Source organism: Pelagibacterium luteolum (genome assembly GCF_900100665.1).
In the GTDB taxonomy this organism is placed as follows: Bacteria; Pseudomonadota; Alphaproteobacteria; order Rhizobiales; family Devosiaceae; genus Pelagibacterium; species Pelagibacterium luteolum.
This window is the reverse complement of the sequence record NZ_FNCS01000004.1, coordinates 141,282-165,789: the sequence shown is the minus strand read 5'-3', so window position 1 is coordinate 165,789 and position 24,508 is coordinate 141,282. Positions and strand designations below refer to the sequence as shown.

Genomic DNA, 24,508 nt, shown 5'->3' with positions numbered 1-24,508 from the left:
ATTATGGACTGTACAGGAAAACCGGGCCGCTACAAATCGAATGGCTCATGGCCAGCGGACGGCGGCGGATCAAACAAAACGCCGCGCCATGGTCCCTATCAGAGCCATGGCGCGGCGCCAATCGATTGCGATCAGACTACTCGATGACGACGCTCGTCATGTTCGGCTGATTTTCAGGATGCACGGCGAGCGTCAGGTCGTCGCTCATCGCGTAGGCCAGTTCCTGGACGTGGATGGTGAGGAACACGCGGTCTTCCTGAACCTGCTCCCAGATATCGGCCACGACGCCGGCACGCGCTTCGAGGTCGGTCATGACACCGAGTTCCTCGATCATCGCGTCGACTTCAGGGTTCGAATAGAGACCGATATTGTAGGTGCCGTATTCATCGGTCTTGGTGTGAACCAGATCGTTGAAGATATAGGCCGAGTCAAAGGTCGGAACGCCCCAGCCGAGGAGATAGAAGTCGGTCTGGTTTTCGAGGATCAGCGGCGAATGCTGAGCCACGGGACGCGATGCGAGGGTCACATCGATGCCGATCTGGCCGAGCATGCCGACGACGGCCTGCGAGATTGCTTCGTCGTTTACGTAGCGGTCGTTCGGCGTGTCGAGGGTCACCGAGAACCCGTCGGGGTAACCGGCTTCTGCCATCAGTTCGTTGGCGCGCTCGACATCGACCGCCGGGCAGGCGCTCAGCTCTTCGGTCCAGCCGTCAACGAATGGAGGCATGTTGACGCAAGTGGGGATCGACTGTCCACGCATCACGACCTGACGGATGGCGTCACGGTCGACGACCAGATCCATGGCTTCACGGACCAGCGGGTTCGCGAAGGGATTTTCGTCGGTGATGTTGGACGAGATCAGCGGCTCGTCATCCATTGCATAGCCGAAATAGATGGTCCGGTTTTCCGGGCCGGTTTCGACCTTGATGCCCTGGGTGCCGGCAAGACGATCGATATCCTGGACGGGAACGTCCTGGACGAGATCGACTTCGCCCGACAGGAGCGCCGCGATGCGGGTCGCGTTGTCGGCGATCGGGGTGTAGATGATTTCGGTGACCTGCGGAGCCTCGCCCCACCAGTCTTCGTTGACCGTCAGAACCGAACGCACGTCCGGGTCACGCTCGGTCAGAATGTAAGGACCGGTGCCGTTGGTGTTGCGCACGGCGAAGTTTTCTTCACCAGCAGCAAAATCCTGGACTTCGATCAGGTCGTTTTCTTCCGACCAGCCGCGATCCATGATGAAGGTGTTGGTCACGTTGTTGGGATAGAGCGGCGAGGGGCCGGCCATCTGGATTTCGACTGTGTAGTCGTCGACAGCCGTCGCGCTTTCCACGTCGGCGTGAAGCTGACGCATATTGGAGTTCGCGCTCTTGGCGCGCTCGATCGAGAACACGACGTCGTCGGCCGTGAACTCTTCACCACCATGGAACGTCACGCCTTCGCGCAGCTCGAAGACCCAGACGGTGTCGTCGCCTTCCTTGACGTACCAATCGGTCGCCAGGCGCGGCTGAAGCGTGCCTTCGACGTCGCGGTCGAGGAGCGTTTCATAAATGTGGTGGTTGAAAGTGTGTGTCACACCCTGGTTCTGGGAGTGCGGGTCGAGCGTCAGGGCGTCCGATTGACGGGCCCAGCGCAGTGTCTCCGCATTGGCAGCACCAGCGATCATGGAGGTGGCCATGAGGCCGGCCACGATAGCTTTAAGCGAAATACGCATGTTTGATAGTTCCCCTTGAGTTGTCCGCCACCGGTGGCCATTGACCACCGGTGGCGAAATCCATCACTCAGATAGCGCTCCGCCAGTCACCGGCGAAACGATATATCGACTCTGGGGTCGCGTATGTCGAAGCGGCACGGTCAGACGGCAAGGCGCTCTCTGTTGATCTTTGTGCAGGGATTGTTTTGCATGATGATCCCTCCCTGCGACTTGGGGCCAGCAACGGGTTCCCGCTGCGCGCCGAGGCCGCAACAAAGCGTCTTTTCTGTGATCGCGCAATGGGGAAGTGGGGGTCGTTTACGTCAACCTTACTGCCCTTTCTTGACCATCCGGTCAAAAAGCCCCTGATTTCCGGGCAAGAGCGGCGTACGCCACGGTACGATGTGCCAAAATTTTTGGCAAAATTTTTTTTGTGCGCAGCCTCTGCGCAGTGCGGAACGTGCTGCATATCGCCTTTGGCAGGCTTAAGAATCGCCAGCGTTTACGGCGCGTAAAGCATGGGTTGTGTCAGCGCGCGCCCGTCCATAGGCTGGTTACACGCCCCGCTCCGCTCCTCGCGGTGTCCACATCATCCGAAAGGCTTGCCATGACTCTCCGCCCCCTCGGCCGCACCAATATCGAGATCGAACCCCTCGTTCTGGGCGGCAACGTTTTTGGCTGGACCCTCGATCAGGATCAAAGCTTTGCCGTTCTCGATGCCTTCATCGCCAACGGGTTCTCGATGATCGACACCGCCGATTCCTATTCCCTCTGGGTTGCGGGCAATTCGGGTGGAGAATCCGAAACCATCATCGGCGCCTGGCTCAAGGCGCGCGGCAACCGCGACGCCGTTACGCTCGCCACCAAGGTCGGCACGCGCTTTGACGGTGGCCCGAAAGACCTTTCGGCGTCCTATATCGAAAGATCTGCCGAAGATTCGCTGCGCCGCCTCGGCACCGATCACATCGATCTCTATTTCGCACACTGGCCCGACCCCAGCGTGACGCATGAAGAAACCCTTCGCGCCTTCGAGAATCTCATTTCCAGCGGCAAAGTCGGCCATATCGGCTGCTCGAACTACGATACCGACCTCCTGCGCTCCGCGCTTCAGGCCTCGGCCGAACACGGCCTGCCGCGCTACGAAGTGCTGCAAAACGAATACAACCTCTACGCGCGCGACAAATTCGAGGGCGCCGTGCAGGAGCTGGTGACCGACGAGGAGATCGGCGTCATCGTCTATTGGGGTTTGGCCGCGGGCTTTCTCACGGGCAAATATCGCTCGGAAGCGGACTTCTCCAAATCGGCACGCGGCCCGGGCATGGCGAAATTTCTCGATGCCAAGGGCCTCAAAATCCTCGCCACCATGGATGAAGTCGCTAGAGAGACCGGCGCGGCCCATGCCGAGATCGCGCTCGCCTGGCTCGCCGCTCAACCCGGCGTCACCGCCCCCATCGCCTCGGCCACCTCGGTCGCTCAGGTCGAAAGCCTCGCCCGCGGCGCACGCCTGAGCCTTACCGGCGATCAGCTCAATCGCCTGACGGCCGCCGGTCGCTGATCGGCAAAGACCGTCCCCCAACCGTCATCCTCGGGGCTTGACCCCGGGATCCGTTACGCAGCTAACCGCAATGAAGACGTTCGTGGCAGAATAGCGCCAAATACCGCTGCTGATCCCACGCCATAACGCCCCGCACCAAGCCTAGACCGACCGCTCCAGCGGCGGCGGCGCCACCGGCTCCCACAGTTCGATGGCATTACCCTCGGGATCGTAGATGCGCGCGAACCGCCCCGTCTCCGGGCTGTCCCATTCCTCGCGGGTTTCCACCGCGATACCGGCGATGACCAGCGAGGCGATCAGTGCGTCGAGATCGTTGACGCGGAAATTGATCATCCACTGTTTTTCAGCGGGGAAATAGTCGCTCTCGCGCTTGAACGGCGCAAAGACGGTGAACCCGGCTTCCTGCTGCCAGTACTCGGTCACGCCAAGATGTGTTTCATACCATTTCGCGAGTGCGCTCGTGTCGCCCGCGCGAAAAAACACGCCGCCAATACCGGTCGCCTTGGCCATAAGTCCGCCCTCCATTACAGCATTGACCGCTCTTTCCCCAATCACGTCAAGATGTTTGACGGTTGCACCCCGCGCTCTTGGCGATTATGACAGATCGACCACATTTCCCCGCGCAAAGAGCACAATCGTTTCGATGTCGATGATTTCGCAAAAGGCCCGTTACGCGTTGCGTGCTCTTGTCGCGCTAACGCGGGCGGGGCACGGCGAAAGCCTTATGATTTCTGAGATCGCGACCAGCCAGGACATTCCGAAAAAATTCCTCGAGCAGATCCTGCTCGAACTCAAGCGCAGCGGCGTCGTCATGTCCAAGCGCGGCAAGTCCGGCGGCTATCTGCTGCTCAAGTCGCCCGCCGACATCAGTTTTGGCGAAGTCCTGCGCACCATCGACGGCCCCATCGCTCCGCTCCCGTGCCTCTCGAAAATCGCCTACCGCCGCTGCGTCGATTGCAAGAGCGAAGCCGACTGCGAAATCCGCCACGTCTTCGCCAAAGTCACCGACGCCACCCGCGCCGTCCTCGACCGCACGACCCTCGCCGACGCCGTAGGCGAAATCGATACGCTGCTGGATAAGGCGGGGTAGGCTTACTGAACTGTATCCCATAAGATACAGTGGTTTCTGGTGATCGAAGTCCGTCAGACCGCCATATTTGCTGCAAAGCCCCCGCGTTTCACCCCACCATCTTCTCGCCGTCCACCCACACGCCTTCGACGTCCAGCCCATCGCTCAGATGCACAAGCGACGCATCAGCGCCCGGTTGCAGATGCCCGAGCGTATCGGCGCGGCGCACCGCCTGCGCGGGATAGAGCCCTGCCATCTTGAGTACCTCGTCGAGCGGGAGCCCGATGGTGCGGTGCATGTAGCGGACCGCGGCGATCATTGTGAGGTCCGCTCCGGCCAGCGTCCCGTCGGCCAGCCGCAGCGCACCATTGGCGCGCACGATTTCGCGCCCGTTCAGCTGAAAACCCGTCATGTCGGTGCCCATGGGCGACATGGCATCAGAGACGAGAAAAATCCGCCCCGGCCCTTTTTTGGCGCGCAAAGCCACCCCGATGGTCGTCGCATCGACATGGATGCCGTCGGCGATCAGCCCGGCCCAGACCCCAGTGGCCAGCGCCGCGCCGACCAGCCCGGGCTCCCGATTGCCCAACTGGCTCATGGCGTTGAAGAGATGCGTCACCATCGTCGCTCCGGCGCCGAACGCCATCACAGCCCCGGCGGCCGCCGTGTCGGTGTGCCCGAGCGACACCGTGATCCCCGCCTGCACCAGCCGCGCGATCTGGTCGGGCCCGACCGATTCAACCGCGACGGTCGTCAGAAGCGTATCGAGCCCCCGCCGCGCCGCAATCAGCGCTTCGAGATCGTCTTCCGCCATCGGTCGGATGAAGTCAGGATTGTGCGCACCCTTGCGCGCCACCGACAGATGCGGCCCCTCGATATGAAGCCCGGCGAGCCCTTTGACGCCCTGAGCCTGCGCGGAAACACCGGCATCTAGCGCCTCACGCGTCACACCCCGCGTGTCGGTCACAAGCGTTGGCAGCAGCGCCGTCGTCCCGAACTGAAAATTGGCTGCGCAGAGCTGTTCCAGCCCCGCCACCGTCCGGTCTTCATTAAACAGCACCCCGCCCGCGCCATTGACCTGAAGATCGACGAACCCCGGCACGATCATGCCATCGTCGATATGGGTATGGGCGATCCCCGACGGCAAATCTTCGGGCGGCAGTAGCGCCGCGATGCGACCGTTCTCGATCAGCAGCGCGCGCCCTTCATGCCAGCGCAGCCCGTCGAAAATCCTCGGTGCGGAGACTGAAATCCGGCTCATAGCGTCGACGTCACCTTACGCAGATGCGGGGGTTCGTCGGGGTTGAACCCGCGCCGCCGCGAGAGCGCTTCGATAAAGCCGTAGAATGACACAACCAGCGCGATCGGATCGGTCAGCGGATGACCCGTCCGTGCCACCGGCAATGGTGTTCCCGCACCCGGCTGCGGATCGGTCACGAACACCTGCCCGCCCTGCCCGGCAAGCCGGCTGCAGGTTTCCAAAATCGACTCCCGCGCCTTGTCGGCCACGCACAGGGCCAGAACGGGAAACCCGTGCTGAACGATGGCCGCTGGGCCGTGCAGCACTTCGGCCGTGGAATAGGCTTCGGCATGAAGCCCCGATGTTTCCTTGAACTTCAGCGCTGCCTCGCTGGCGATCGCCGCGCCCGGCCCGCGTCCCAAAACGTAAAGCGAATTGACCCCCGCCGTCGCCTCGACAAGCGCCGACCAGTCGCAGTCGAGCGCGTTGGCCAGCGCCTCGGGCAAACCATCGAGCACCCGACCCAGCCGCTCATCGCCGCTCCATTCGGCCAGAAGCGCCAGTTCGGCCACCGCCGAGGTCACGAAGGTCTTGGTTGCCGCCACGGACTGCTCGGTCCCCGCGCAGATGTCGACCACATGATCGGCCGCCTCGGCCAGTGGTGATGTCGCGGTGTTGGTGATCGCGATCGTCGTCGCGCCAGAGCGTCGCGCGCTTTCGAGCATCGCCACGATATCGGGGCTCTTGCCCGATTGCGAAATGCCGATCGCGCCGGCCCGCCCCAGTTTCAGATCGACGCCATAGATCGACGCGATCGAGGGACCGACCGAGGCGACAGGCACGCCGGTCGTCAGCTCGCAGGCATATTTGAAATAGGTCGCCGCGTGGTCGGACGATCCGCGCGCTATGGTGATCATGACGTCGGGATCAGCCGCGCGCAGCGCCTTGGCCGCCTCGACGATGGCCCCGCGGCCTTCGCCCAGAAGTCGCTCCACCACCTGCGGGATTTCGGCGATTTCGCGCTTCATATGGGTCTGGGTCATGGTGTCTCCTGAAATAAAATGAGAGGCAAAACTGCTATTTCGCCGGAAGGCGCAGCTCAGCCACGAAGTCATAGGCATCGCCGCGATAGATCGAACGGGTGAATTCGACGATCCGCCCCGATGCGAGATAGGATGTGCGCTCGATCTTCAAACTCGCCACCCCTGCCGCGACGTCGAGCAATTCGGCGTCCGCCTTGCCCAGATTGACCGCGGCAATGCGCTGGATGGCCCGCACCGGGCGATGGCCGGTTTCATCGAGCTTGGCATAAAGCGACGTCCCGATCGCGTCGGGATCAGGCAGCACCGATGCGGCCAGCGAGGCACGTTCGATGGCCAATGGGTTGCCGTCCGCAATGCGCAGCCGCGCAATCCGCGCGACCTTTTCTCCCGAGCCGAGCCCGAGAATTACGGTTTCTTCGGGCGAGGGATCATAAAGCCCGCGATCAAGCCATTCGGAGGTCAAATTCATGCCACGCCGCGCCATGTCCTCGGTAAAGGATGTCAGGCTCGAAAGCGATTGCTCGACCTTTTGCACCTGCGGCGCAACAAAGGTGCCGGAGCCGTGCCGCTGCACCAGAATGCCGTCGGCCACCAGATGCTGCACTGCCTTGCGCACGGTCACCCGCGAGACGTCTGCAGTCGCCGCGATATCGCGTTCGGATGGCAGCGCGTCGCCGGGAATGACGAGGCCCGTGGTCACGGCGTCCTCAATGGCACGGCGCAGCCGCAGATACAGCGGCCCGCCGGTTTTGACGCCGGCCGTTTGCCGGAATATGTCCTCGATGGTCAAGCGCATCGGACCGCTCCCCCGCCCCGCTGTGCTGCCGGGACGCCCTTGTTCGGCGCATAATACCAATAATAGACCATTGGCCAAGCGGCCAGAGCGGAAATTTCGTAAAAACTTGCGATACGCCAGGCATCGCAGCCTTTCCGGTCTCTATGCAGATACGGCCCCCAGAAATTCTTAACACACCACTGGACAAGTGGTATTTTTTTGGCATTATCGAGTTGAACAGGAGGGTTGGCATGCCACGCAGGGGCAGCATGCACATCAGGTCTTCTCACGCAACGGTGCGGTCATGAATGCCATGGCCGCGACGGAGATGACCGATCCGCGTTTTTCGGGTCTCGATGCCTGGGACGACGCAACGATCCTGTCCACCCTGCTCGATAGCCAAAAGGCTGGCCTCGATGCTGTCACCCCCGCCATTCACCAGATCGCCAAAGCCGCCGACCTCGCGATTGACGCGCTGCGCTCAGGCGGTCGCCTCATCTATCTCGCCGCCGGCAGCCCCGGCCTCATCGCGCTGTCCGATGCGCTGGAAATCCCCCAGACCTATGGCGTGGCGCGCGACCGCATCGTGATCCTCATGGCCGGCGGCATGGCGATGACCCATGAATTGCTAGGCGGCCCGGAAGACGATGCCGACGCCGGAGCCGCCGATATCGAAACAGTCGATGCCGGCCCAAATGACTGCGTGATCTGCCTTTCGGCCAGCGGCACCACGCGCTACACGGTCGCCGGCCTCCGCCGCGCCAAGGCGCTTGGCGCAAAGACCGTCGGCATTGCCGGCAATGCGCACACACCTTTGCTCGAAGACGCCGATACAGCCATTCTGCTCGCTACCGGCGCCGAGGTCATTTCGGGCTCAACCCGCATGGCGGCGGGCACGGCGCAAAAAGCGACGCTCAACATGCTCTCGACCCTTATCGGGGTGCGTCTCGGGCATGTGCACGACAATCTCATGGTCAATGTCACCGCCGACAACGCCAAGCTCATCTTGCGCGCCACCGGCATCGTCGCGCGCATTGCCGGGGTCACCCCCGAGGCGGCGGCGCAGGCGATGTCCATGGCCAACAACATAGTCAAACCCGCCATCCTGATCGCAGCGGGTGCAAAAAATCTGTCCGACGCGCAAGCCCTGCTTGCGCAATCGGACGGTGTCGTGCGCAAGGCGCTGGCGGTGCTAAGCCAGCGCTGAACGCATGACGACAAGAGGGAAGGCCCGCCGACTTGCAAGCCGGAGGGTTCAACAAAGCAGAGGAAACATCATGATCTCCAAATCGAAACTGCTGTGCACCAGTGCCGGTTTCGTCATCGCCCTTACGGCAGCGCCATCGCTGGCCCAGGAGCTGACGATCGAAAGCTGGCGCAATGACGATCTGACCATCTGGCAGGATACCCTGATCCCGGCCTTCGAGGCCGCCCATCCGGGCATCACCGTCAATTTCGCCCCCACAGCACCCACCGAATACAATGCCGCGCTCAACGCCAAGCTCGATGCGGGTTCGGCCGGCGACATCATCACCTGCCGTCCGTTCGATGCCTCGCTCGCCCTGTTCCAGGACGGCTATCTCGCCGATCTCACCGATCTCCAGGGCATGGACGGGTTCTCCGACGTCGCCAAATCCGCATGGTCGACCGATGATGGCTCGCAGACCTTCTGCGTCCCCATGGCATCGGTGATCCACGGCTTTATCTATAACGCCGATGCCTTTGCCGAACTCGGCCTTGAAGAACCCACGACGGAAGAAGAATTCTTCGCCGTCCTCGACGCCATCCAGGAAGACGGCACCTATATCCCGCTCGCCATCGGTTCGGTGGACCAGTGGGAATCGGCCTCCATGGGCTACCACAATATCGGCCCGGCCTATTGGGCCGGCGAAGAGGGTCGTCTGGCGCTGATTTCAGGCGATGCCAAATTCACCGACGAGGAATGGGTCGAACCCCTCCGTGTCCTCGGCCGCTGGGGCGAATATGCCGGCGAGGGCTATCAGGCTCAGACCTATCCCGACAGCCAGAACCTCTTTACGCTTGGCCGCGCCGCCATCTTCCCCGCCGGTTCGTGGGAAATCGCTCTGTTTGAAGAGCAGGCCGATTTCGCGCTCGGCGCCTTCCCGCCCCCGGTCCCGGCCGAAGGCGACACCTGCTACATTTCGGACCACAACGACATCGGCATCGGGCTGAACGCTGCCAGCCCCAACGCCGAAGCGGCCCGCACCTTCCTGTCCTGGGTGGCATCGAGCGAATTCGCCTCGCTCTATTCCAACGCCCTGCCGGGGTTCTTTGCCCTCTCGAACGAGCCCGTCACCATCGAAAACGAGCTCGCCAATGAGTTCGTCTCCTGGCGTCAGGATTGCGAGTCCACCATCCGCCCGACCTACCAGATCCTGTCGCGCGGTACGCCGAACCTGGAAAACGACAACTGGCTGCACGCCTCCAACGTCCTCTCGGGTGCCGAAACCCCAGAAGACGCTGCCGCCGCCATCCAGGCCGGACTCGACAGCTGGTACACACCGGGCATGTACGAGTAAGGGCAAGCAGGGGCCGGATCGACACCGGCCGGGAGCATACTGGACCCCGGGTCTTCGCCCGGCGTGACAGGGAGTGGGAGAGGCACCGCCTCGCCCCTCCACAACCGTCATCCCGGCCCTGAGCCGGGACCCAGTATGCGCCAAGCTCGCTATCGGCACTGTCCTCGCGCCCTACTCTTAGCTTGCGTGAACCTCAGAGGCTCCAAGCAACCCAAGCCTCGCTTCCCCTCTCCCGTCAGGGGAGAGGGCCGGGGTGCGGGACTACCGAGCCAAAGATGGCCACATCGTCACCCACGCCCCAACCGTCATCCCGGCCTTGAGCCGGGACCCAGTATGCGCCAAGCTCGCGGTTAGACCACAGGCGCCCGAACGCGAAAGATCCAACCCATGACGGCCACCGCCACGCCCGCGCAAAAACCCGCCCGACGCTGGCACATCGCCGTGTTCCTCGCACCCGCGGTGATCGTTTACACCGCCATCATGATCATCCCGCTGTTTTCGACCCTCTTTCAATCGCTGTTTGGCCCGATCGACGGCCAGCGCGGCTTTGTGGGCTTGCGCAATTTCCAGACGCTGTTCGGCGACCCGCGCTGGTCGGCGAACTTCTGGAACGCGCTCTGGAACAACACATGGTTCTTCATCATCCACATGCTGGTGCAGAATCCGATCGGCATCCTCCTCGCCGCCATCCTGTCGAACCCCAATCTCCGCCTGCGCGGCTTTTACCGCACCGCCATCTTCATCCCCACAATCCTCTCCTTCGTGATCGTGGGCTTTGTCTGGAAGCTGATCCTCTCTCCGCTCTGGGGCATCGCGCCCAACATGCTCGACGCCATCGGCATGCGCTCGCTGTTCTCCCCATGGCTCGGCCAGGAAGGCGCAGCGCTCACCACTTTGGCGCTCGTTTCAGTCTGGCAGTTCGTCGGCATCCCCATGATGCTGATCTACGCCGCCCTCCTTTCGATCCCCGACGAGATCATCGAAGCCGCCGAGATCGATGGGCTGACCGGCTACAAGCAGTTCTTCAAGATTCAGCTACCGCTGATCCTGCCCACCATCGGCATCATTTCGATCCTGACCTTCGTGGGCAATTTCAACGCTTTCGATCTCATCTACGTTTCCCAGGGCGCGCAGGCAGGACCGAACGGCTCCACCGACATCTTGGGCACGTTGCTCTATCGCACCTTCTTTGGCTTCCAACTGCAACAGGGTGACCCGAACATGGGCTCGGCCATCGCCACCATGATGTTCCTCATCATCCTTGTCGGCGTCTCGATCTATCTTTTTGGCATACAGACGCGCATGCGGAGGTATCAGTTCTGATGAGCACCGCCCGGTCGTCCCTTACCCGCACCATCGCCTCGCACGCGATCCTTATTGCCTATACGCTCCTGGCGCTGTTTCCGGTGTTCGTCATCGTCGTCAATGCCTTCAAGGCTCGCCGCGACATCTTCAATGATCCCCTGGCCCTCCCCAACCCTGAAAGCTTTTCGCTTGTCGGGTTCGAGACCGTCACCAGCCAGGGCAATTTCCTGCTCTACTTTCAGAACTCGCTGATCGTCACCATCGCCTCGCTGTTCTGCGTCCTCCTCTTTGGCGCCATGGCCGCCTTTGCGCTCTCGGAATACCGCTTCAAGTTCAATCCGCTGATGGGCCTTTATCTCGCCCTGGGCATCATGATTCCCATTCGGCTGGGCACCGTGGCGATCTTGCAGATGATGGTCGCCACGGGCCTGGTCAACACCCACACGGCGCTGATCCTCGTCTACACCGCCCAGGGCCTGCCGCTGGCCATCTTCATCCTTTCGGAGTTCATGCGCACCGTTTCCGACGATCTCAAAAACGCCGGCCGCATCGACGGGTTGTCGGAATACAAGATCTTTTTCACCCTGGTCCTGCCGCTGGTCCGCCCCGCCATGGCGACGGTTGCGGTCTTCACGATGATCCCGATCTGGAACGACCTCTGGTTCCCCCTGATCCTCGCCCCCGCCGAATCCACCAAAACCGTCACGCTCGGCGCCCAGGTGTTCATCGGCCAGTTCGTCACCAACTGGAACGCGGTTCTGGCAGCGCTCACCCTCGCCATCATCCCGGTTCTGGTTCTCTATCTCATCTTCTCGCGGCAATTGATCCGCGGCATTACATCGGGAGCCGTCAAATGAGCACCCCCATCCGCGTCCTCGTCGCCGGCCTTGGAAACATGGGCCGCGCCCACGCCATGGCCTATCACAACCACCCCGGCTACGAGATCGTCGGCCTCGTCACCCGCTCGTCAGACAGCGTGCCGGCGGGCCTTGAAGCCTATCCGCACTGGACGGACTATTCCGAGGCCCTTGCCGCAACCACGCCCGACCTCGCCTCGATCAACACCTATTCCGACAGCCATGCCGATTACGCCATCGCCGCCATGGAAGCGGGCGCGCATGTCTTTATCGAAAAACCCCTCGCCACCACTGTCGCCGATGCCGAGCGTGTCGTTGAAACCGCCACGCGTTTGGGGAAGAAACTCGTCGTCGGCTACATCCTGCGCCACCACCCCTCATGGGTGCGCCTCATCGCCGAAGCCCGTGCGCTTGGTGGGCCTTATGTCTTTCGCATGAATCTCAATCAGCAGTCCGCCGGCCGTTTCTGGCAGACCCACAAGACGCTGATGGAGACCACGAGCCCAATCGTTGATTGCGGCGTCCATTATGTCGACGTCATGTGCCAGATCACCGACGCCGAGCCCGTCCAGGTGCGCGGCATGGGCGTCCGGCTGTCCGATGAAATCGCGCCCGACATGTATAATTACGGCCACCTTCAGGTCACCTTCGATGACGGATCGGTCGGCTGGTACGAGGCCGCCTGGGGTCCGATGATTTCGGAAACCGCGTTTTTCGTTAAAGACATCATGACCCCAAAGGGCTCGGTCTCGATCGTCATGGACGAAGGCGCCAAATCCTCCGATCACGAAACCCACACCAAGACCGACCGCATCCGCATCCACCGCGCCGATCTCGACGGTTCGGGCCAGTTCATCCACGAAGACGAAATGCTCTCCATGGAGGGCGAACCCGGCCACGACGCCCTTTGCGCCAGAGAGCAGGCCTATGTCTATAGCGCCATCACCGAGGACATCGACCTCACCCGCCACATGTCCGACGCCATCCAATCCCTCCGCATCTGCCTCGCCGCCGACCAATCCATCCGCACTGGCAAGCCGGTGGATCTCTGATGATGCCCATTGCGCTCCCACCCACCACCATCCCATGCGTGGCATCCGCAAGTGCGGGGTCACTAGGACCCTCTGCTGCCTCCGCCGCCATCCCGGACCAGGTCCTCACTTCGCTGCCGCCATCTCAAACCATCATCCCGGGCGAAGACCCGGGACCCAGTATCCTCCGCGCCCGCAGCTCTTGCACAAAGGCGGCCCCGCGCCGACGCCACGTGCATTCCAACCAGCACGCCCGAGCATACTGGGTTCCGGCTCGAGGCCGGGATGACGACGGTGGGTTGGCCGCAGCGCCCCAGTCCTCAGCAACGTTTCGCACTCCCAAACCGTCACCCTCGGGTTCGACCCGAGGGCCTATTCGCGCACGCCGCTTGCCCAGCGCCGACCGGAACCCACCAACGCCCCCGATTTCCCCCACCGTCATCCCCTGCGCGTTCGTCCCTTCGCTGCCGCCATCTCAAACCGTCATCCCGGGCGAAGACCCGGGCCCCAGTATCCTCCGCGCCCGCAGCTCTTGCACAAAGGCGGCCCCGCGCCGACGCCACGTGCATTCCAACCACCACGTCCGAGCATACTGGGTCTTGGCTCAAGGCCGGGATGACGACGGTGGGTTGGCCCGCGTGGCATTCACACACCCGTCCCGCAGCGGCAGGCGCGTGGCACACGCACCAACCAGCCTCCATGGCACAGCGCGACCCTGCATCAAGCAACTCTTTACCCATCCGTTCGTCGCCACCTCGAAACCATCGGCGCGCCGGTCCCCACCGGCGCCCCACGCCCTCCAACCGTCACCCTCGGGCTTGACCCGAGGGCCCATGCGCCGTCGCCACTCGCGCAGCGCTTGCGGGGCCCCGTCAACGCTCCACACCCCAATCCTCGTCTCCCCGGAAGGCCGCTGCCCATGAATGCCCTTGAACTGAACGGCATCAAGAAAACCTTCGGTTCGACCGATGTCCTGCACGGCATCGACCTCACGGTCGAGGACGGCGAGTTCGTGATTTTCGTCGGGCCGTCGGGTTGCGGGAAGTCGACGCTTTTGCGCATCATCGCCGGGCTCGAGGACGCAAGTTCGGGCACGGTGAAGATTGCCGGCCAGCCGGTCAACACCACCCCGCCCGCCAAGCGCGGCATTGCCATGGTGTTCCAATCCTACGCGCTCTATCCGCACCTGACCGTCAAGGGCAACATGTCGCTTGCCATGAAGCAGGAGGGCGCCGCCAAGTCCGAGATCGAGGACCGGGTCGGGGTGGCCAGCAAAATGCTCGGCCTCGATCCGCTGCTCGAACGCCGCCCGGCCGAACTCTCCGGCGGGCAGCGCCAGCGCGTCGCCATCGGGCGCGCCGTGGTGCGCAAGCCGAAGCTTTTCCTTTTTGACGAACCCCTATCGAACCTCGACGCCGCGCTGCGGGTCAACACGCGGCTCGAGATTGCCCGCCTGCATCGCGAGCTTTCGGCCACCATGGTCTATGTCACCCACGACCAGGTCGAGGCCATGACCTTGGCCGACAAGATCGTCGTCATGAATGCGGGCCGGATCGAACAGATCGGCTCGCCTATGGATCTCTACAATCGTCCCGCCAACATGTTCGTCGCCGGTTTTATCGGCTCACCGCAGATGAACTTTCTCGACGCCGCAGCGCTCGGCGAGACCAGTGCGAAAACCATTGGCGTGCGCCCCGAACACGTCAGCGTCTCGCCGACGTCTGGCGATCTCTCATGCGACGTCGTCCATATCGAACAATTGGGCGCCGACACCAATCTCTATCTGCGCAACGAAAAGGTCGGTCTCCTTACGGCGCGCCTGTTCGGCGAGCATTATTTCGCCCCCGATTCCCGGGTCTTCGTCAGCTTCGACAGGACCAAGCAGCACCGCTTCGACGCCGAGGGCAAGGCCATCGTCTAGGGGACCTATAGCCGCCTCCCCGACTGGCGACACGACCGCTTAAGGCCCCTCACCGGCCTCCCGTCCTTTGGCCAATCGTGCCACCGGCACGATTGGCCAAAGGACGGCTTGAAGTCTCCCCAGAGGGGCGAGGGCTATGGGCGCCGCGGCGCCAGCGACATCAGCGCTCTGAAGACCTACGCGGCACTGATAAGGCCCAGCCCGAGACATTTCTTTGGGCGGACGTGCTCACTCTCCCCTCCATGCCAACGGGTTTCCCGATCGCCACGGTAGTCACTGCCCACAAACTACCCCAGCCTTACCCCCTCTCCCCTCGGGGGAGAGGGTCGGGGTGAAGGGCCTGCAGCGTCAGATAAGCCCAGCGCCCGGGCCGGTTACACCCCTTGGGTCACCCCAGGATTTATTCCCGCGGCCCAGTGCAGCACTGCAACCGCCCTCCCTCACAGCCCCTTCAGGAACGCCCGCGACCGGTCGAGGCATAGCCTTGCCGCCTCTTCATTGTAATCTTCGAGGCTCGGGTCGAGAAAATAATGGCCGCAGTTTTCATAGCGGTGCATTTTCAGGTCCGCCTCGCCCTTCTGCGCCGCCCAGTCGGCGAAATACTCTTCGTCGTCGAAGGGATCGGGTTTGGCGATATGGGCGGAAACCTTGAGCCCTGGGCGCGGCGGGTCCATCCATTCGGTGATCCCCGCGTAGAGAAGCGCACCCTTCATTTCGGGCCGATCGCCCCAGAATTCCCCAATCAGCGCCGCCCCGAAGGACACACCTGCCAAGACGGCGTCGGCCGGCGCCGCATCCACGGCTGCCTTGGCCCGCTCCATAATGGCTTCGGTGCCCACCTCCTTACGCTGTGCAAAGCCGGCCTCGTAGGTGTCGGCGGCGCGTCCGCCGAACAGATCGGGAAGGCTCACGGTATGGCCATCGGCCTCGAAAACGGCGGCGATTTCACCTTCTACGGGGCGCAGGCCGAGAATGGAGTGAAACAAGACGATATGGGCCATGCGTGGGTCTCCTTCTGTGCACCCATCATGTCGTTCTTATTTTGTTCCGTCAAGCTTGACGGGTGTTTTTCCACACGCCCGCACGCCGCCCGCCTAAAGCATCGCCTCGATTTCAGCCCGGTGTGCGTGCATTTTCAAGAACACCGCATAATCCCTGTCATAGAGCGCGCGGCGCGAGCGGTCAGGCTCACGCGTCACCGAGGCGTGGCGCATGGCCGTGGCCGCGTCGGCAAGGCTTGGATAGAGCCCTGCCCCCGTCGCCGCGGCCATCGCCGTGCCCAAAAGCATCGCGTCCGCATCGGGCAATTCGTGCACGGTGCAGCCCGTGGCGTCGGCATAAAGCTCCATGAGCAGCGGATTGCGCGTGTGCCCGCCGGTCACATGCAGCGTATCGATGGCATAACCTCTTGCGTTCAGCGTTTCGAGGATCTGCCGCACGCCCAGCGCGATGGCCACCGCGCCGCGCCAATACAGCTTGCACAGCCCATCGAACGAGGCATCGAGACTCATGCCCGAAATCACCCCCAGCGCCTTGGGGTTGGCGAAGGGCGAACGGTTGCCGTGAAAATCGGGCAGAACGTGCAGGCGCGGCGCAAGGTCGTCGCATTGGCTACGCAATTGGGTGATGCGGTTGATGATTTCGGCATGCATCAGGGGCGTTGGCGCCGCGCCCGAGGAATGCACGCGAATGATGTGATCGAGTGCGGCACCCGACGCCGATTGCCCGCCTTCGGATAGCCAGATCCCAGGCAGCACGGCCCCGAAATAGGGCCCCCACACACCAGGGGCCGGGCGGGGCTCGGTGGCGAGGGCAGTAACGGCGCTCGATGTCCCCGCGATCAGGCCCAAATGCCTGTCGATGGTTTCGGGCTGGTTGGCAAAGGCCCCCAGAACCCCGAGCGCCCCGGCATGAGCGTCCACCATGCCGGTGCCGACGATAACGGTTTTGGGCAGGCCGAGCTCGCGCGCCGCCTTGGCCGTCAGGGTGCCGAGGGGATGCCCGATGGGCGAGGCATGCCGCGGCAAGCTGGCGCGCTCGCGTAAATCCTCGAGCCCCATTGCGGTCAGAAAATCGGCCGGCCAGCCCTCGGCCTCATGGGCGAGAAAGCTCCATTTGCTGGTCAGCGTCGATTGGCTGCGCTCGAGGCTGCCGCACGCTTTCCAGCTTAAAAAATCGGCGAGGTCGAACATGTATCCCGCGCGCTGCCAGGTCTTGGGCAGATTGCGCTTGAGCCACATGAGTTTGGGAATTTCCATTTCCGGGGACAGCGCCCCGCCGGCGAAATCGAGCACCCGATGGCCCGTCGCCCGCGCCTCTTCGGCCTCGGCCAGCGCCCGGTGGTCGAGCCAGACGATGGTGTCCCAATCGGGGTCGCCATCGCTCCCGACGGCAAGCGGCGCGCCATCTTTTGCGCGCACTACCAGCGAGCATGTGGCATCGAACGCAATGCCGACGATCGTCTCAGTGTCTGCACCAGCCTTGGCGATCGCCTCGGCTACGGCCCGGCAAACGGACGCCCAGATGTTTTCCGATTTGTGTTCTGCGCGCTCGGCCCCTTCGCGGCGAATCTCGATAGGCGCTTCGGCCCGCGCCAGAACGGCGCCGTCCCGCGTCAAAACTCCGGCCCGTGCACTCGTCGTGCCCACATCGACGGCAACCAGGAGGGGGGTCATAAGGGCTTTGGCCTAACGCGATCGTTTCCGTTTGGGATACGACCTTAAAAGATCGGGCAATTGGCGCAAGTCATCGAACATCAAATCGGGCTCGAGCGCCGTCAATGCATCGACCAGCCCCGCCGGGCCGACATGGCCGCCACCGGTAAAGGCAAAAACCGCCATGCCCGCCGCCTGCGCGGCTTCAACGCCCGCCGGGCTGTCCTCGATCACGACGCAATCAGCCGGCGCAACGCCCATCTTTTCCGCTGCAAAAAGAAACAGATCGGGGGCCGGCTTGCCCCGCGCAACCATGGTCGCCGAATAGATGTGGGGCGCAAAGCGCGCGTAAAGCCCCGTCAGTTTGAGGCTGATCTCGATGCGCTCGTAAACGCTCGATGAGGCCACGCAACTGGGGATATCGAGGCAATCGATCACCTCACCGATGCCCGGCATGGGCTTAAGCGCCCGCTGATAGCGCCCATAGAGCGCGTGCCGCATATCGGCGAGCGCTGCCTCGTCCATCTCCACGCCATATTGCGCCTGGAGCGATGCGGAAACGGTCTTGAGCGTACGCCCCAAAAAATCGCGATAGGCCGCCGCCGTCCCGATCGTCACGCCGCGCGCCGCGACAGTTTCGACCAGCACGTCTATGGCGATGGGCTCGGAATCGACAAGCACACCATCACAGTCGAAAATCACCAGCCCCGGGCCGCCACTCGCTTCGATCTTGTGCGCGTGTGCCAATGCCATCAAAGCGTATTCTGGATATACCGCGTCAGCGTCTCGCGCGCGCCGATGTCCCAGACGGTCTTGAGCGCATGGGTGAAGGCTTTGACATAGGCCGGGTTTTCGCCGGCAGCGCCAAAAATGTCCTTCATCTGCAAATACGCCTCCGGGTCGTCCTTGGCGACAATCGCCGCCTTTTGCAACCGGTCCCAATTGGGATCGTTGGGGGCGATCTTGGCGCCTGAATCGGTCACGCCATAGCAGTACCGCGCCCAGAACGCCGAAACCAGCGCCAATCCGGTCACCGACGCGCCGGCCTTCAGCCGGTCCTCGACCGAGGGCAGTATGAATTTGGGCTGCCGGTTGGAGCCATCGAGGCACAGCCTCTGGATGGTATCGCCGATCTTGGGGTTGGCGAACCGCTCGGCGATCAGGCGGCGATAGTCATCGAGATCGGTATCGGGCACCGGCGGCACCACGGGGATGATCTCGTCCCTGGTCAGCTTTTCGAGATAGGCAGCGATCAGGGGATGCTCCATCGCCTCATGGACGAAATGGATATCCATCAGCGCCGCCGGATAGGCGATCGCCGCGTGCCCGCCATTCAGGATCCGGATCTTCATCAGCTCCCAGGGCGAAACGTCGTCGACAAACGTCACCCCCACCTTTTCCAGCACCGGTCGCCCGGCGGGGAAATTGTCTTCGAGCACCCATTGCTTGAAGGTCTCGCAGAACACCGGCCAGCCATCTTCGATGCCGTATTCCTCGGCCACCATCTTGCGCTCGCGGTCCGACGTCGCCGGGGTAATCCGGTCCACCATCCCATTGGGAAACGCCACCGACGAGCGCACCCATGCGGCCAGATCCGCATCGATCAGATCGGCCAGCCCGGCAATTGCGTTCATCGTCACCTTGCCATTGTGGGGAATATTATCGCAGCACATCACCGTAAACGGCGCGACGCCCGCATCCCGGCGCGCCTTCAATCCGGCAAGGATCAGCCCGAACACGGTTTTCGGTGCCTCCGGATTGGCCGCATCGGCGACGATATCGGGATGGGTCTGGGTAAACGCTCCCGCCGCGTCGAGGTAATATCCGCCCTCGGTGATGGTCAGCGACACGATCCTGATGGCTGGATCGGCCAATTTCGCAATGATCGCCCCAGCGTCGCCGGGCTCTAGAAAATCGACCATCGGCGCGGTCACCCGCACGCCCGTCCCGCCCGCCTCCTGCTCGACGATGGTCGAGAGATAATCCTGGCGCCCGAGGATCGCCTTCATCTGCGCATCAGCGTCCCGCACCCCGGCCCCCACGATCCCCCAATCATGGTCGGCCCCGAGATTGAACAGATCGTCGAGATAAACCGCCTGATGCGCCCGATGAAAATTCCCCACGCCGAAATGAACGATGCCGGCGGAGAGATCGGCAAGGGTATAGCGGGGTTTGGCAACCGTATCTGGCAGTGCTGTCAGGGATTGGGCCGAGAGCTTGATAGTCATGATATCCGCTTCCAAATATTTTGAGCGATTTTTGGGTGGCACCGCCGCCCATCACCTCCCACGTCACGCCGGGCTGACTTGGGGCATCCCGGCTCAAGGCCAGGATGACGGCAGTGGCGAGGCGCAAACGCCACCTCACCCAACCGTCATCGCGGGATCCAGCAACACCGCCCGCCAAACGCACCGGGTCCGTGGTTCATCACACCGCCATGCCCTGCGCATCGAACCGGTACACCCGCCCCTCGACCGGGGTCAGCCCAACCGTTTCGCCGTGCTTGAATGCCACGTCCCCCGAGGTCCGCGTCGTCATGGTCCCCGCGCCCTCAACATCCACATGCAGGAACGTGTCCGACCCCAGATGTTCTGAAACCTTCACCACGCCCGACCACGTGCCCGGCCCCCGCGAGACCGTCAGATGCTCGGGGCGCACGCCGATGCTGTGGGCGCCATGCTTTTGCGCCTCCGCACCCTCGACGAAATTCATTTTCGGCGACCCGATGAACCCGGCGACGAATTTATTGGCCGGGCGCTGATAGAGCTCAAGCGGCGAACCGTATTGCTCGATCCGCCCCGCGTTGAGCACCACGATCTTGTCGGCCATTGTCATGGCCTCCACCTGGTCGTGGGTCACATAGACCATGGTGGTTTTTAGCTTGTTATGGAGTTCTGAAATCTCCAGCCGCATCGCCACGCGCAGCGCCGCGTCGAGGTTACTGAGCGGCTCGTCGAACAAAAACGCCTTGGGCTGGCGCACGATGGCGCGCCCGATGGCGACGCGCTGGCGCTGCCCGCCCGAAAGCTGGCGCGGCTTGCGATCGAGATAATCGGTGAGGTTCAGAATCGAAGCGGCGTTATTGACCGCCGCGTCGATCTTTTCCTTGGGCGCCTTTTCCATCTTCAGCGGAAACGCGATGTTCCCGCGCACGCTCATATGCGGATAGAGCGCGTAGGACTGGAACACCATCGAGAGCTTGCGCTGCGCCGGCGCGGTTTTCGTCATGTCCTCGCCATCGATGGCGATCATGCCGTCCGATACGTCCTCGAGCCCTGCGATCAGCCGCAAGAGCGTGGACTTGCCGCACCCGGATGGCCCCACGAACACGACGAACTGGCCGTCCTCGATATCGAGCGAGATGTCGGGGATGACGGTGACGCCGCCAAAGCTCTTCTTGACGTTCTTGAGCGTTATCGAACCCATGTGTCTCTCCCGAGATTGCTACTTCACCGCGCCGAACGTCAGTCCGCGCACCAATTGTTTCTGGCTGAACCAGCCCATGATCAGGATCGGGGCGATCGCCATCATCGAGGCCGCCGAAAGTTTTGCCCAGAACAGCCCCTCGGGCGAGGAATAGGACGCGATGAAGGCCGTCAGCGGCGCCGCATTGGTCGTCGTCAGGTTCAGCGTCCAGAACGCCTCGTTCCAGGCAAGGATGATGTTGAGCAGCAGCGTCGACGCGATGCCGGGCACCGCCATGGGGGTGAGCACATGGACCACCTCCTGGCGCAGGCTCGCGCCATCCATCCGCGCGGCCTCCAGGATATCGACGGGGATTTCCTTGAAGTAGGTGAACAGCATCCAGATGATGATCGGCAGATTGATCATGGTCAGAACCACGATGATGCCCAGATGCGTGTCGAGCAGCCGCAGATCGCGGAAGATCAGATAGATCGGCACCAGAACGCCCACCGCCGGCAGCATCTTTGTGGACAGCATCCACATCAACACGTCCTTGGTGCGCTTGGTCGGCGAAAACGCCATGGCCCAGGCCGCGGGAATGGCGATCAAAAGCCCCAAAAGCGTCGAGCCCACCGCCGAGATCACCGAATTGGAAAAGTGCCGGAAATAGTTCGAGCGCGACTGAACGGTTTCGTAATTGGCCAGCGTCCAGTCGAAATCGAAGAACCGTGGCGGGATGGCGATCGCCTGTCCCTCGGGCTTGAAGCTGGTCAAAAACGTCCAGAGGATGGGAAAGAAGATCACCAACCCGATACCCCAGGCGAGGATCGTGAACCCGATCTTGCGGCGTGTGGAAATTGCGCGTGCCATGGTCCTACGCCTCCAGATTCTTGCCCACGATCCTCAGAAGGAAGATCGCAACGATATTGGCGAGGATGACGGCCACGATGCCGCCCGCCGAGGCCAGCCCCACGTCGAACTGCAGCAGCGACTGCATGTAGATAAGGAAGGTCAGATTGGTCGTCGCCACACCCGGCCCGCCATTCGTGGTGACCAGGATTTCGGCAAAGATCGACAGAAGGAAAATCGTCTGGATCAGCATCACCACGGTCAGCGCCCGGGCGATGTGCGGCAGGATGATATAGAAGAACAGCGACAGCGGCCCCGCCCCATCCATCCCCGCGGCCTCGCGCTGCTCCTCATCGAGCGATTGCAGCGCGGTCAGCAAGATGAGCGTTGCGAAGGGCAGCCATTGCCAGGCGACGATCATGATGATCGAAAACATCGGGAACTGGGCAAACCAGTCGATGGGCTGGAACCCGAACACCCGCGCCAGCCATGCAAAGAACCCATTGACCGGGTGCATGAGCATGTTCTTCCACACGAGCGCCGAAACGGTCGGCATCACGAAGAACGGCGCAATGACCAAAAGCCTTACGATCCCCTGCCCGAACATGGGCTGGTCGAGCAGCAGCGCCAAAAGCGTGCCCCCGATCAGCGTGATCGCGAGGACTCCACCCACCAGCACCAGCGTATTGGTCAGCGCGGCCCAGAAGTTGGGATTGGCAAAGAAATAGCGGTAATTGTCGAAGCCGGTGAAATACTCCATCCCCGGCATCAGCAGATTGTAGCGCTGGAACGAGAAATACAGCGTCATCGAGAGCGGGATAATCATCCACGCCAAAAGCAGGAGGACAGCCGGAGCCATCATGAACCGCGCCGCGGTCTGTGTTTGCGCTGTCGCCATGATCTTCTCCCCGCCCTATCGGCGCCGTTCCTGTGCTGCCGTCACGAAGTTCGTTTGTAAAAGTCGCAAGTAGCGGTCGCGCTCAACCCCGATCGACTGCCAAACCCCAACCTGTCATCCCGGGCGAAGGCCCGGGATCCAGTACGCTCCAAGACAGCGCTCTTTCCACTGAAGCGGAGCTTACTGGGTCCCGGCTCGCGGCCGGGATAACGGCGGTGAAAGGCTCAAGCTGCGCTTGATCCCAGCCCGCCACATGCCCCAACCCTCAAAAGGGCCGGCAGAAGCCGGCCCTTCCGGGAGGAGGTTACTGATTGTAGTAACCGGAGCGTTCCATCTCCATGCGGGTTACCTGCTGGGCCTGCTCGAGAGCTTGGTCGACCGGTGTCTGGCCGGCGAGTGCTGCCGAGAAGATCTGGCCCACGGCCGTACCGATGCCCTGGAATTCAGGGATGGCTACGAACTGGCCGCCCGAATAGGGCACTTCCTGCACAGAGGAGTTGGTTGTGTTGGCTGCTTCAATCGCCGCCAGGGTCTCGTCGGCAAACGGCGCCGCATCGAGATAGGCCTGGTTTTGGTAGAGCGAGGTACGGGTTCCTGGAGGAACGTTCGCCCAGCCCTCTTCCTCGGCGACCATTTCGAGATAGGCCTGATCGGTGGCCCACGAAATGAACTGCTGAGCTTCATCTACGTTCTGGCTCGATGCCGGTACGGCCAGCGACCACACCCAAAGCCAGTTGCCATTATTGTCCAGGCCTTCCTTGGTCGGGAACATCGCGTAGCCGACCGAGTCTGCGACCTGGCTGTCATCGGGATTCGAGACGAAGGATGCCGCGACGGTCGCGTCCATCCACATGCCGCATTTACCCTGCTGGAACAGTGCGAGGTTTTCATTGAAGCCGTTGGACGATGCACCCGGAGGGCCAGCATCGGTCATCAGGTCGACGTAGAAATTGAGCGCTTCGTTCCATTCGGGACTATCGAACTGGGGTTCCCAGTTCTCGTCGAACCAGCGGCCGCCCATCGAGTTCGAAAGTGCGGTGAGGAACGCCATGTTCTCACCCCAGCCGGCCTTGCCGCGCAGGCAGATGCCGTAAACTTCATTGTCACGGTCGGTGATCGCGCGGGCTGCTTCACCGATGAACTCCCATGTGGGCTGTTCTGGCATTTCCAGACCGGCCTCTTCGAAAAGGTCGGTGCGGTACATGATCATGGCGCTTTCCGCATAGAACGGCGCAGCATAGAGCGAACCGTCCACCGTCAGCGCTTCGCGCACGGCTGGGATCAGATCGTCGGCATTGTAGTCGTCGCCGAGATTGTCGAGCGGGGCGAGCCAACCCTGGGCGGCCCAGATCGGGGTTTCATAAGCGCCGATGGTCATGACGTCGTACTGGCCGCCGCCGGTGGCGATATCGGTCGTCACGCGCTGACGCAGCACGTTTTCTTCCAGCGTCACCCATTCGAGCGCGATGCCGGTCTCTTCGGTGAATCGATCCGACAGGCCCTGCATGCGGATCATGTCGCCATTGTTGACTGTCGCAATCGTCAGGGACTGGGCCTGGGCGCCGGCCGCAAGGGCAAACAGCGACACCGACCCGATGATGATCGAGCGTAACTTCATAAGGTATCCTCCCTCATGCTCCGTATTGAGCATTTGCTATACGCATGGGCAATTA

21 protein-coding genes are annotated in these 24,508 nt (G+C 62.4%); 8 read left to right on the top strand and 13 right to left on the bottom strand.

The genetic code is table 11. The annotated features are described in order from the left end of the window. Window positions 1–136: 136 nt before the first annotated feature. Window positions 137–1,714 (bottom strand): ABC transporter substrate-binding protein, encoded by a 1,578-nt coding sequence (locus tag BLR31_RS09525; protein ID WP_090595287.1) that lies wholly within the window; start codon window positions 1,712–1,714, stop codon window positions 137–139. Window positions 1,715–2,300: 586 nt separating this feature from the next. Between BLR31_RS09525 and BLR31_RS09520 the strand changes: the two genes are divergently transcribed. After that, window positions 2,301–3,248, top strand: coding sequence for an aldo/keto reductase (locus BLR31_RS09520; RefSeq protein WP_090595284.1), 948 nt, complete (start codon window positions 2,301–2,303; stop codon window positions 3,246–3,248). Between the two features lie 141 nt (window positions 3,249–3,389). Here BLR31_RS09520 and BLR31_RS09515 read toward each other — a convergent pair whose 3' ends face one another. Further along, a complete protein-coding gene (locus BLR31_RS09515; protein ID WP_090595670.1) occupies window positions 3,390–3,758 on the bottom strand; it encodes a VOC family protein in 369 nt (122 codons plus the stop codon). A gap of 139 nt (window positions 3,759–3,897) precedes the next feature. Here BLR31_RS09515 and BLR31_RS09510 point away from each other — a divergent pair, with 139 nt between their 5' ends. Continuing rightward, window positions 3,898–4,338, top strand: coding sequence for an RrF2 family transcriptional regulator (locus BLR31_RS09510; RefSeq protein WP_090595668.1), 441 nt, complete (start codon window positions 3,898–3,900; stop codon window positions 4,336–4,338). Window positions 4,339–4,426: 88 nt separating this feature from the next. Here the strand turns inward: BLR31_RS09510 and nagA are convergent, their stop codons facing one another. The 3 genes from nagA to BLR31_RS09495 are packed head-to-tail and all read right to left on the bottom strand — an operon-like array spanning window position 4,427 to window position 7,396. Next, window positions 4,427–5,578: an N-acetylglucosamine-6-phosphate deacetylase gene (gene nagA / locus BLR31_RS09505; protein ID WP_090595281.1), complete on the bottom strand. Its 1,152-nt coding sequence runs from the start codon at window positions 5,576–5,578 to the stop codon at window positions 4,427–4,429. Then, complete coding sequence (locus BLR31_RS09500) at window positions 5,575–6,600, bottom strand: SIS domain-containing protein (RefSeq protein WP_090595279.1); 1,026 nt, start codon at window positions 6,598–6,600, stop codon at window positions 5,575–5,577. The genes nagA and BLR31_RS09500 overlap by 4 nt, the downstream gene beginning before the upstream one ends. A 34-nt stretch (window positions 6,601–6,634) precedes the next feature. Then, a complete protein-coding gene (locus BLR31_RS09495; RefSeq protein ID WP_090595276.1) occupies window positions 6,635–7,396 on the bottom strand; it encodes a GntR family transcriptional regulator in 762 nt (253 codons plus the stop codon). A 283-nt stretch (window positions 7,397–7,679) separates the two neighbouring features. Between BLR31_RS09495 and BLR31_RS09490 the strand changes: the two genes are divergently transcribed. From BLR31_RS09490 to BLR31_RS09465, 6 genes are all read left to right on the top strand, one after another. Then, window positions 7,680–8,582, top strand: coding sequence for an N-acetylmuramic acid 6-phosphate etherase (locus BLR31_RS09490; protein WP_090595666.1), 903 nt, complete (start codon window positions 7,680–7,682; stop codon window positions 8,580–8,582). A gap of 70 nt (window positions 8,583–8,652) precedes the next feature. Continuing rightward, window positions 8,653–9,915 (top strand): ABC transporter substrate-binding protein, encoded by a 1,263-nt coding sequence (locus tag BLR31_RS09485; RefSeq protein WP_090595273.1) that lies wholly within the window; start codon window positions 8,653–8,655, stop codon window positions 9,913–9,915. A 387-nt stretch (window positions 9,916–10,302) separates the two neighbouring features. Continuing rightward, window positions 10,303–11,238: a carbohydrate ABC transporter permease gene (locus tag BLR31_RS09480; protein WP_090595270.1), complete on the top strand. Its 936-nt coding sequence runs from the start codon at window positions 10,303–10,305 to the stop codon at window positions 11,236–11,238. Beyond that, window positions 11,238–12,077, top strand: a complete 840-nt coding sequence (locus BLR31_RS09475) for a carbohydrate ABC transporter permease (protein ID WP_090595267.1) — start codon at window positions 11,238–11,240, stop codon at window positions 12,075–12,077. Before BLR31_RS09480 ends, BLR31_RS09475 begins: the two co-directional genes overlap by 1 nt. Further along, entirely contained in the window at window positions 12,074–13,129 is a 1,056-nt protein-coding gene (locus BLR31_RS09470; RefSeq protein WP_090595265.1) for a Gfo/Idh/MocA family protein, read from the top strand. The genes BLR31_RS09475 and BLR31_RS09470 overlap by 4 nt, the downstream gene beginning before the upstream one ends. Window positions 13,130–14,027: 898 nt before the next feature. Beyond that, a complete protein-coding gene (locus tag BLR31_RS09465) occupies window positions 14,028–15,029 on the top strand; it encodes an ABC transporter ATP-binding protein (protein ID WP_090595262.1) in 1,002 nt (333 codons plus the stop codon). Between the two features lie 440 nt (window positions 15,030–15,469). On the opposite strand, the gene BLR31_RS09460 is transcribed toward BLR31_RS09465, so the two are convergent. From BLR31_RS09460 to BLR31_RS09425, 8 genes are all read right to left on the bottom strand, one after another. Beyond that, window positions 15,470–16,030 carry a dienelactone hydrolase family protein gene (locus BLR31_RS09460; RefSeq protein ID WP_090595259.1) on the bottom strand — a complete coding sequence of 187 codons (561 nt, stop codon included), beginning with the start codon at window positions 16,028–16,030 and terminating at the stop codon, window positions 15,470–15,472. A gap of 93 nt (window positions 16,031–16,123) precedes the next feature. Beyond that, window positions 16,124–17,704, bottom strand: a complete 1,581-nt coding sequence (locus BLR31_RS09455) for an FGGY-family carbohydrate kinase (RefSeq protein WP_090595256.1) — start codon at window positions 17,702–17,704, stop codon at window positions 16,124–16,126. Between the two features lie 12 nt (window positions 17,705–17,716). Then, entirely contained in the window at window positions 17,717–18,436 is a 720-nt protein-coding gene (locus BLR31_RS09450) for an HAD family hydrolase (RefSeq protein ID WP_090595253.1), read from the bottom strand. After that, on the bottom strand, window positions 18,436–19,911 hold the full coding sequence (locus tag BLR31_RS09445) for a mannitol dehydrogenase family protein (protein ID WP_090595250.1): 1,476 nt from the start codon (window positions 19,909–19,911) through the stop codon (window positions 18,436–18,438). Before BLR31_RS09445 ends, BLR31_RS09450 begins: the two co-directional genes overlap by 1 nt. Before the next feature lie 199 nt (window positions 19,912–20,110). Next, on the bottom strand, window positions 20,111–21,109 hold the full coding sequence (locus tag BLR31_RS09440; protein WP_090595247.1) for an ABC transporter ATP-binding protein: 999 nt from the start codon (window positions 21,107–21,109) through the stop codon (window positions 20,111–20,113). A gap of 18 nt (window positions 21,110–21,127) precedes the next feature. Beyond that, window positions 21,128–21,958 carry a carbohydrate ABC transporter permease gene (locus tag BLR31_RS09435; protein WP_090595244.1) on the bottom strand — a complete coding sequence of 277 codons (831 nt, stop codon included), beginning with the start codon at window positions 21,956–21,958 and terminating at the stop codon, window positions 21,128–21,130. A gap of 4 nt (window positions 21,959–21,962) precedes the next feature. Beyond that, the gene (locus BLR31_RS09430) at window positions 21,963–22,835 is read right to left on the bottom strand and encodes a carbohydrate ABC transporter permease (RefSeq protein WP_090595241.1); all 873 of its coding nucleotides are present in this window, start codon (window positions 22,833–22,835) and stop codon (window positions 21,963–21,965) included. Window positions 22,836–23,139: 304 nt separating this feature from the next. Then, on the bottom strand, window positions 23,140–24,453 hold the full coding sequence (locus BLR31_RS09425; protein ID WP_090595664.1) for an ABC transporter substrate-binding protein: 1,314 nt from the start codon (window positions 24,451–24,453) through the stop codon (window positions 23,140–23,142). Window positions 24,454–24,508 lie beyond the last annotated feature (55 nt).

Coding starts and splice junctions, on each gene's coding strand:
- BLR31_RS09525 (WP_090595287.1), bottom strand. CDS start 1,714: ATGCGTATTTCGCTTAAAGCTATCGTGGCCGGCCTCATGGCCACCTCC.
- BLR31_RS09520 (WP_090595284.1), top strand. CDS start 2,301: ATGACTCTCCGCCCCCTCGGCCGCACCAATATCGAGATCGAACCCCTC.
- BLR31_RS09515 (WP_090595670.1), bottom strand. CDS start 3,758: ATGGCCAAGGCGACCGGTATTGGCGGCGTGTTTTTTCGCGCGGGCGAC.
- BLR31_RS09510 (WP_090595668.1), top strand. CDS start 3,898: ATGATTTCGCAAAAGGCCCGTTACGCGTTGCGTGCTCTTGTCGCGCTA.
- nagA (WP_090595281.1), bottom strand. CDS start 5,578: ATGAGCCGGATTTCAGTCTCCGCACCGAGGATTTTCGACGGGCTGCGC.
- BLR31_RS09500 (WP_090595279.1), bottom strand. CDS start 6,600: ATGACCCAGACCCATATGAAGCGCGAAATCGCCGAAATCCCGCAGGTG.
- BLR31_RS09495 (WP_090595276.1), bottom strand. CDS start 7,396: ATGCGCTTGACCATCGAGGACATATTCCGGCAAACGGCCGGCGTCAAA.
- BLR31_RS09490 (WP_090595666.1), top strand. CDS start 7,680: ATGAATGCCATGGCCGCGACGGAGATGACCGATCCGCGTTTTTCGGGT.
- BLR31_RS09485 (WP_090595273.1), top strand. CDS start 8,653: ATGATCTCCAAATCGAAACTGCTGTGCACCAGTGCCGGTTTCGTCATC.
- BLR31_RS09480 (WP_090595270.1), top strand. CDS start 10,303: ATGACGGCCACCGCCACGCCCGCGCAAAAACCCGCCCGACGCTGGCAC.
- BLR31_RS09475 (WP_090595267.1), top strand. CDS start 11,238: ATGAGCACCGCCCGGTCGTCCCTTACCCGCACCATCGCCTCGCACGCG.
- BLR31_RS09470 (WP_090595265.1), top strand. CDS start 12,074: ATGAGCACCCCCATCCGCGTCCTCGTCGCCGGCCTTGGAAACATGGGC.
- BLR31_RS09465 (WP_090595262.1), top strand. CDS start 14,028: ATGAATGCCCTTGAACTGAACGGCATCAAGAAAACCTTCGGTTCGACC.
- BLR31_RS09460 (WP_090595259.1), bottom strand. CDS start 16,030: ATGGCCCATATCGTCTTGTTTCACTCCATTCTCGGCCTGCGCCCCGTA.
- BLR31_RS09455 (WP_090595256.1), bottom strand. CDS start 17,704: ATGACCCCCCTCCTGGTTGCCGTCGATGTGGGCACGACGAGTGCACGG.
- BLR31_RS09450 (WP_090595253.1), bottom strand. CDS start 18,436: ATGGCATTGGCACACGCGCACAAGATCGAAGCGAGTGGCGGCCCGGGG.
- BLR31_RS09445 (WP_090595250.1), bottom strand. CDS start 19,911: ATGACTATCAAGCTCTCGGCCCAATCCCTGACAGCACTGCCAGATACG.
- BLR31_RS09440 (WP_090595247.1), bottom strand. CDS start 21,109: ATGGGTTCGATAACGCTCAAGAACGTCAAGAAGAGCTTTGGCGGCGTC.
- BLR31_RS09435 (WP_090595244.1), bottom strand. CDS start 21,958: ATGGCACGCGCAATTTCCACACGCCGCAAGATCGGGTTCACGATCCTC.
- BLR31_RS09430 (WP_090595241.1), bottom strand. CDS start 22,835: ATGGCGACAGCGCAAACACAGACCGCGGCGCGGTTCATGATGGCTCCG.
- BLR31_RS09425 (WP_090595664.1), bottom strand. CDS start 24,453: ATGAAGTTACGCTCGATCATCATCGGGTCGGTGTCGCTGTTTGCCCTT.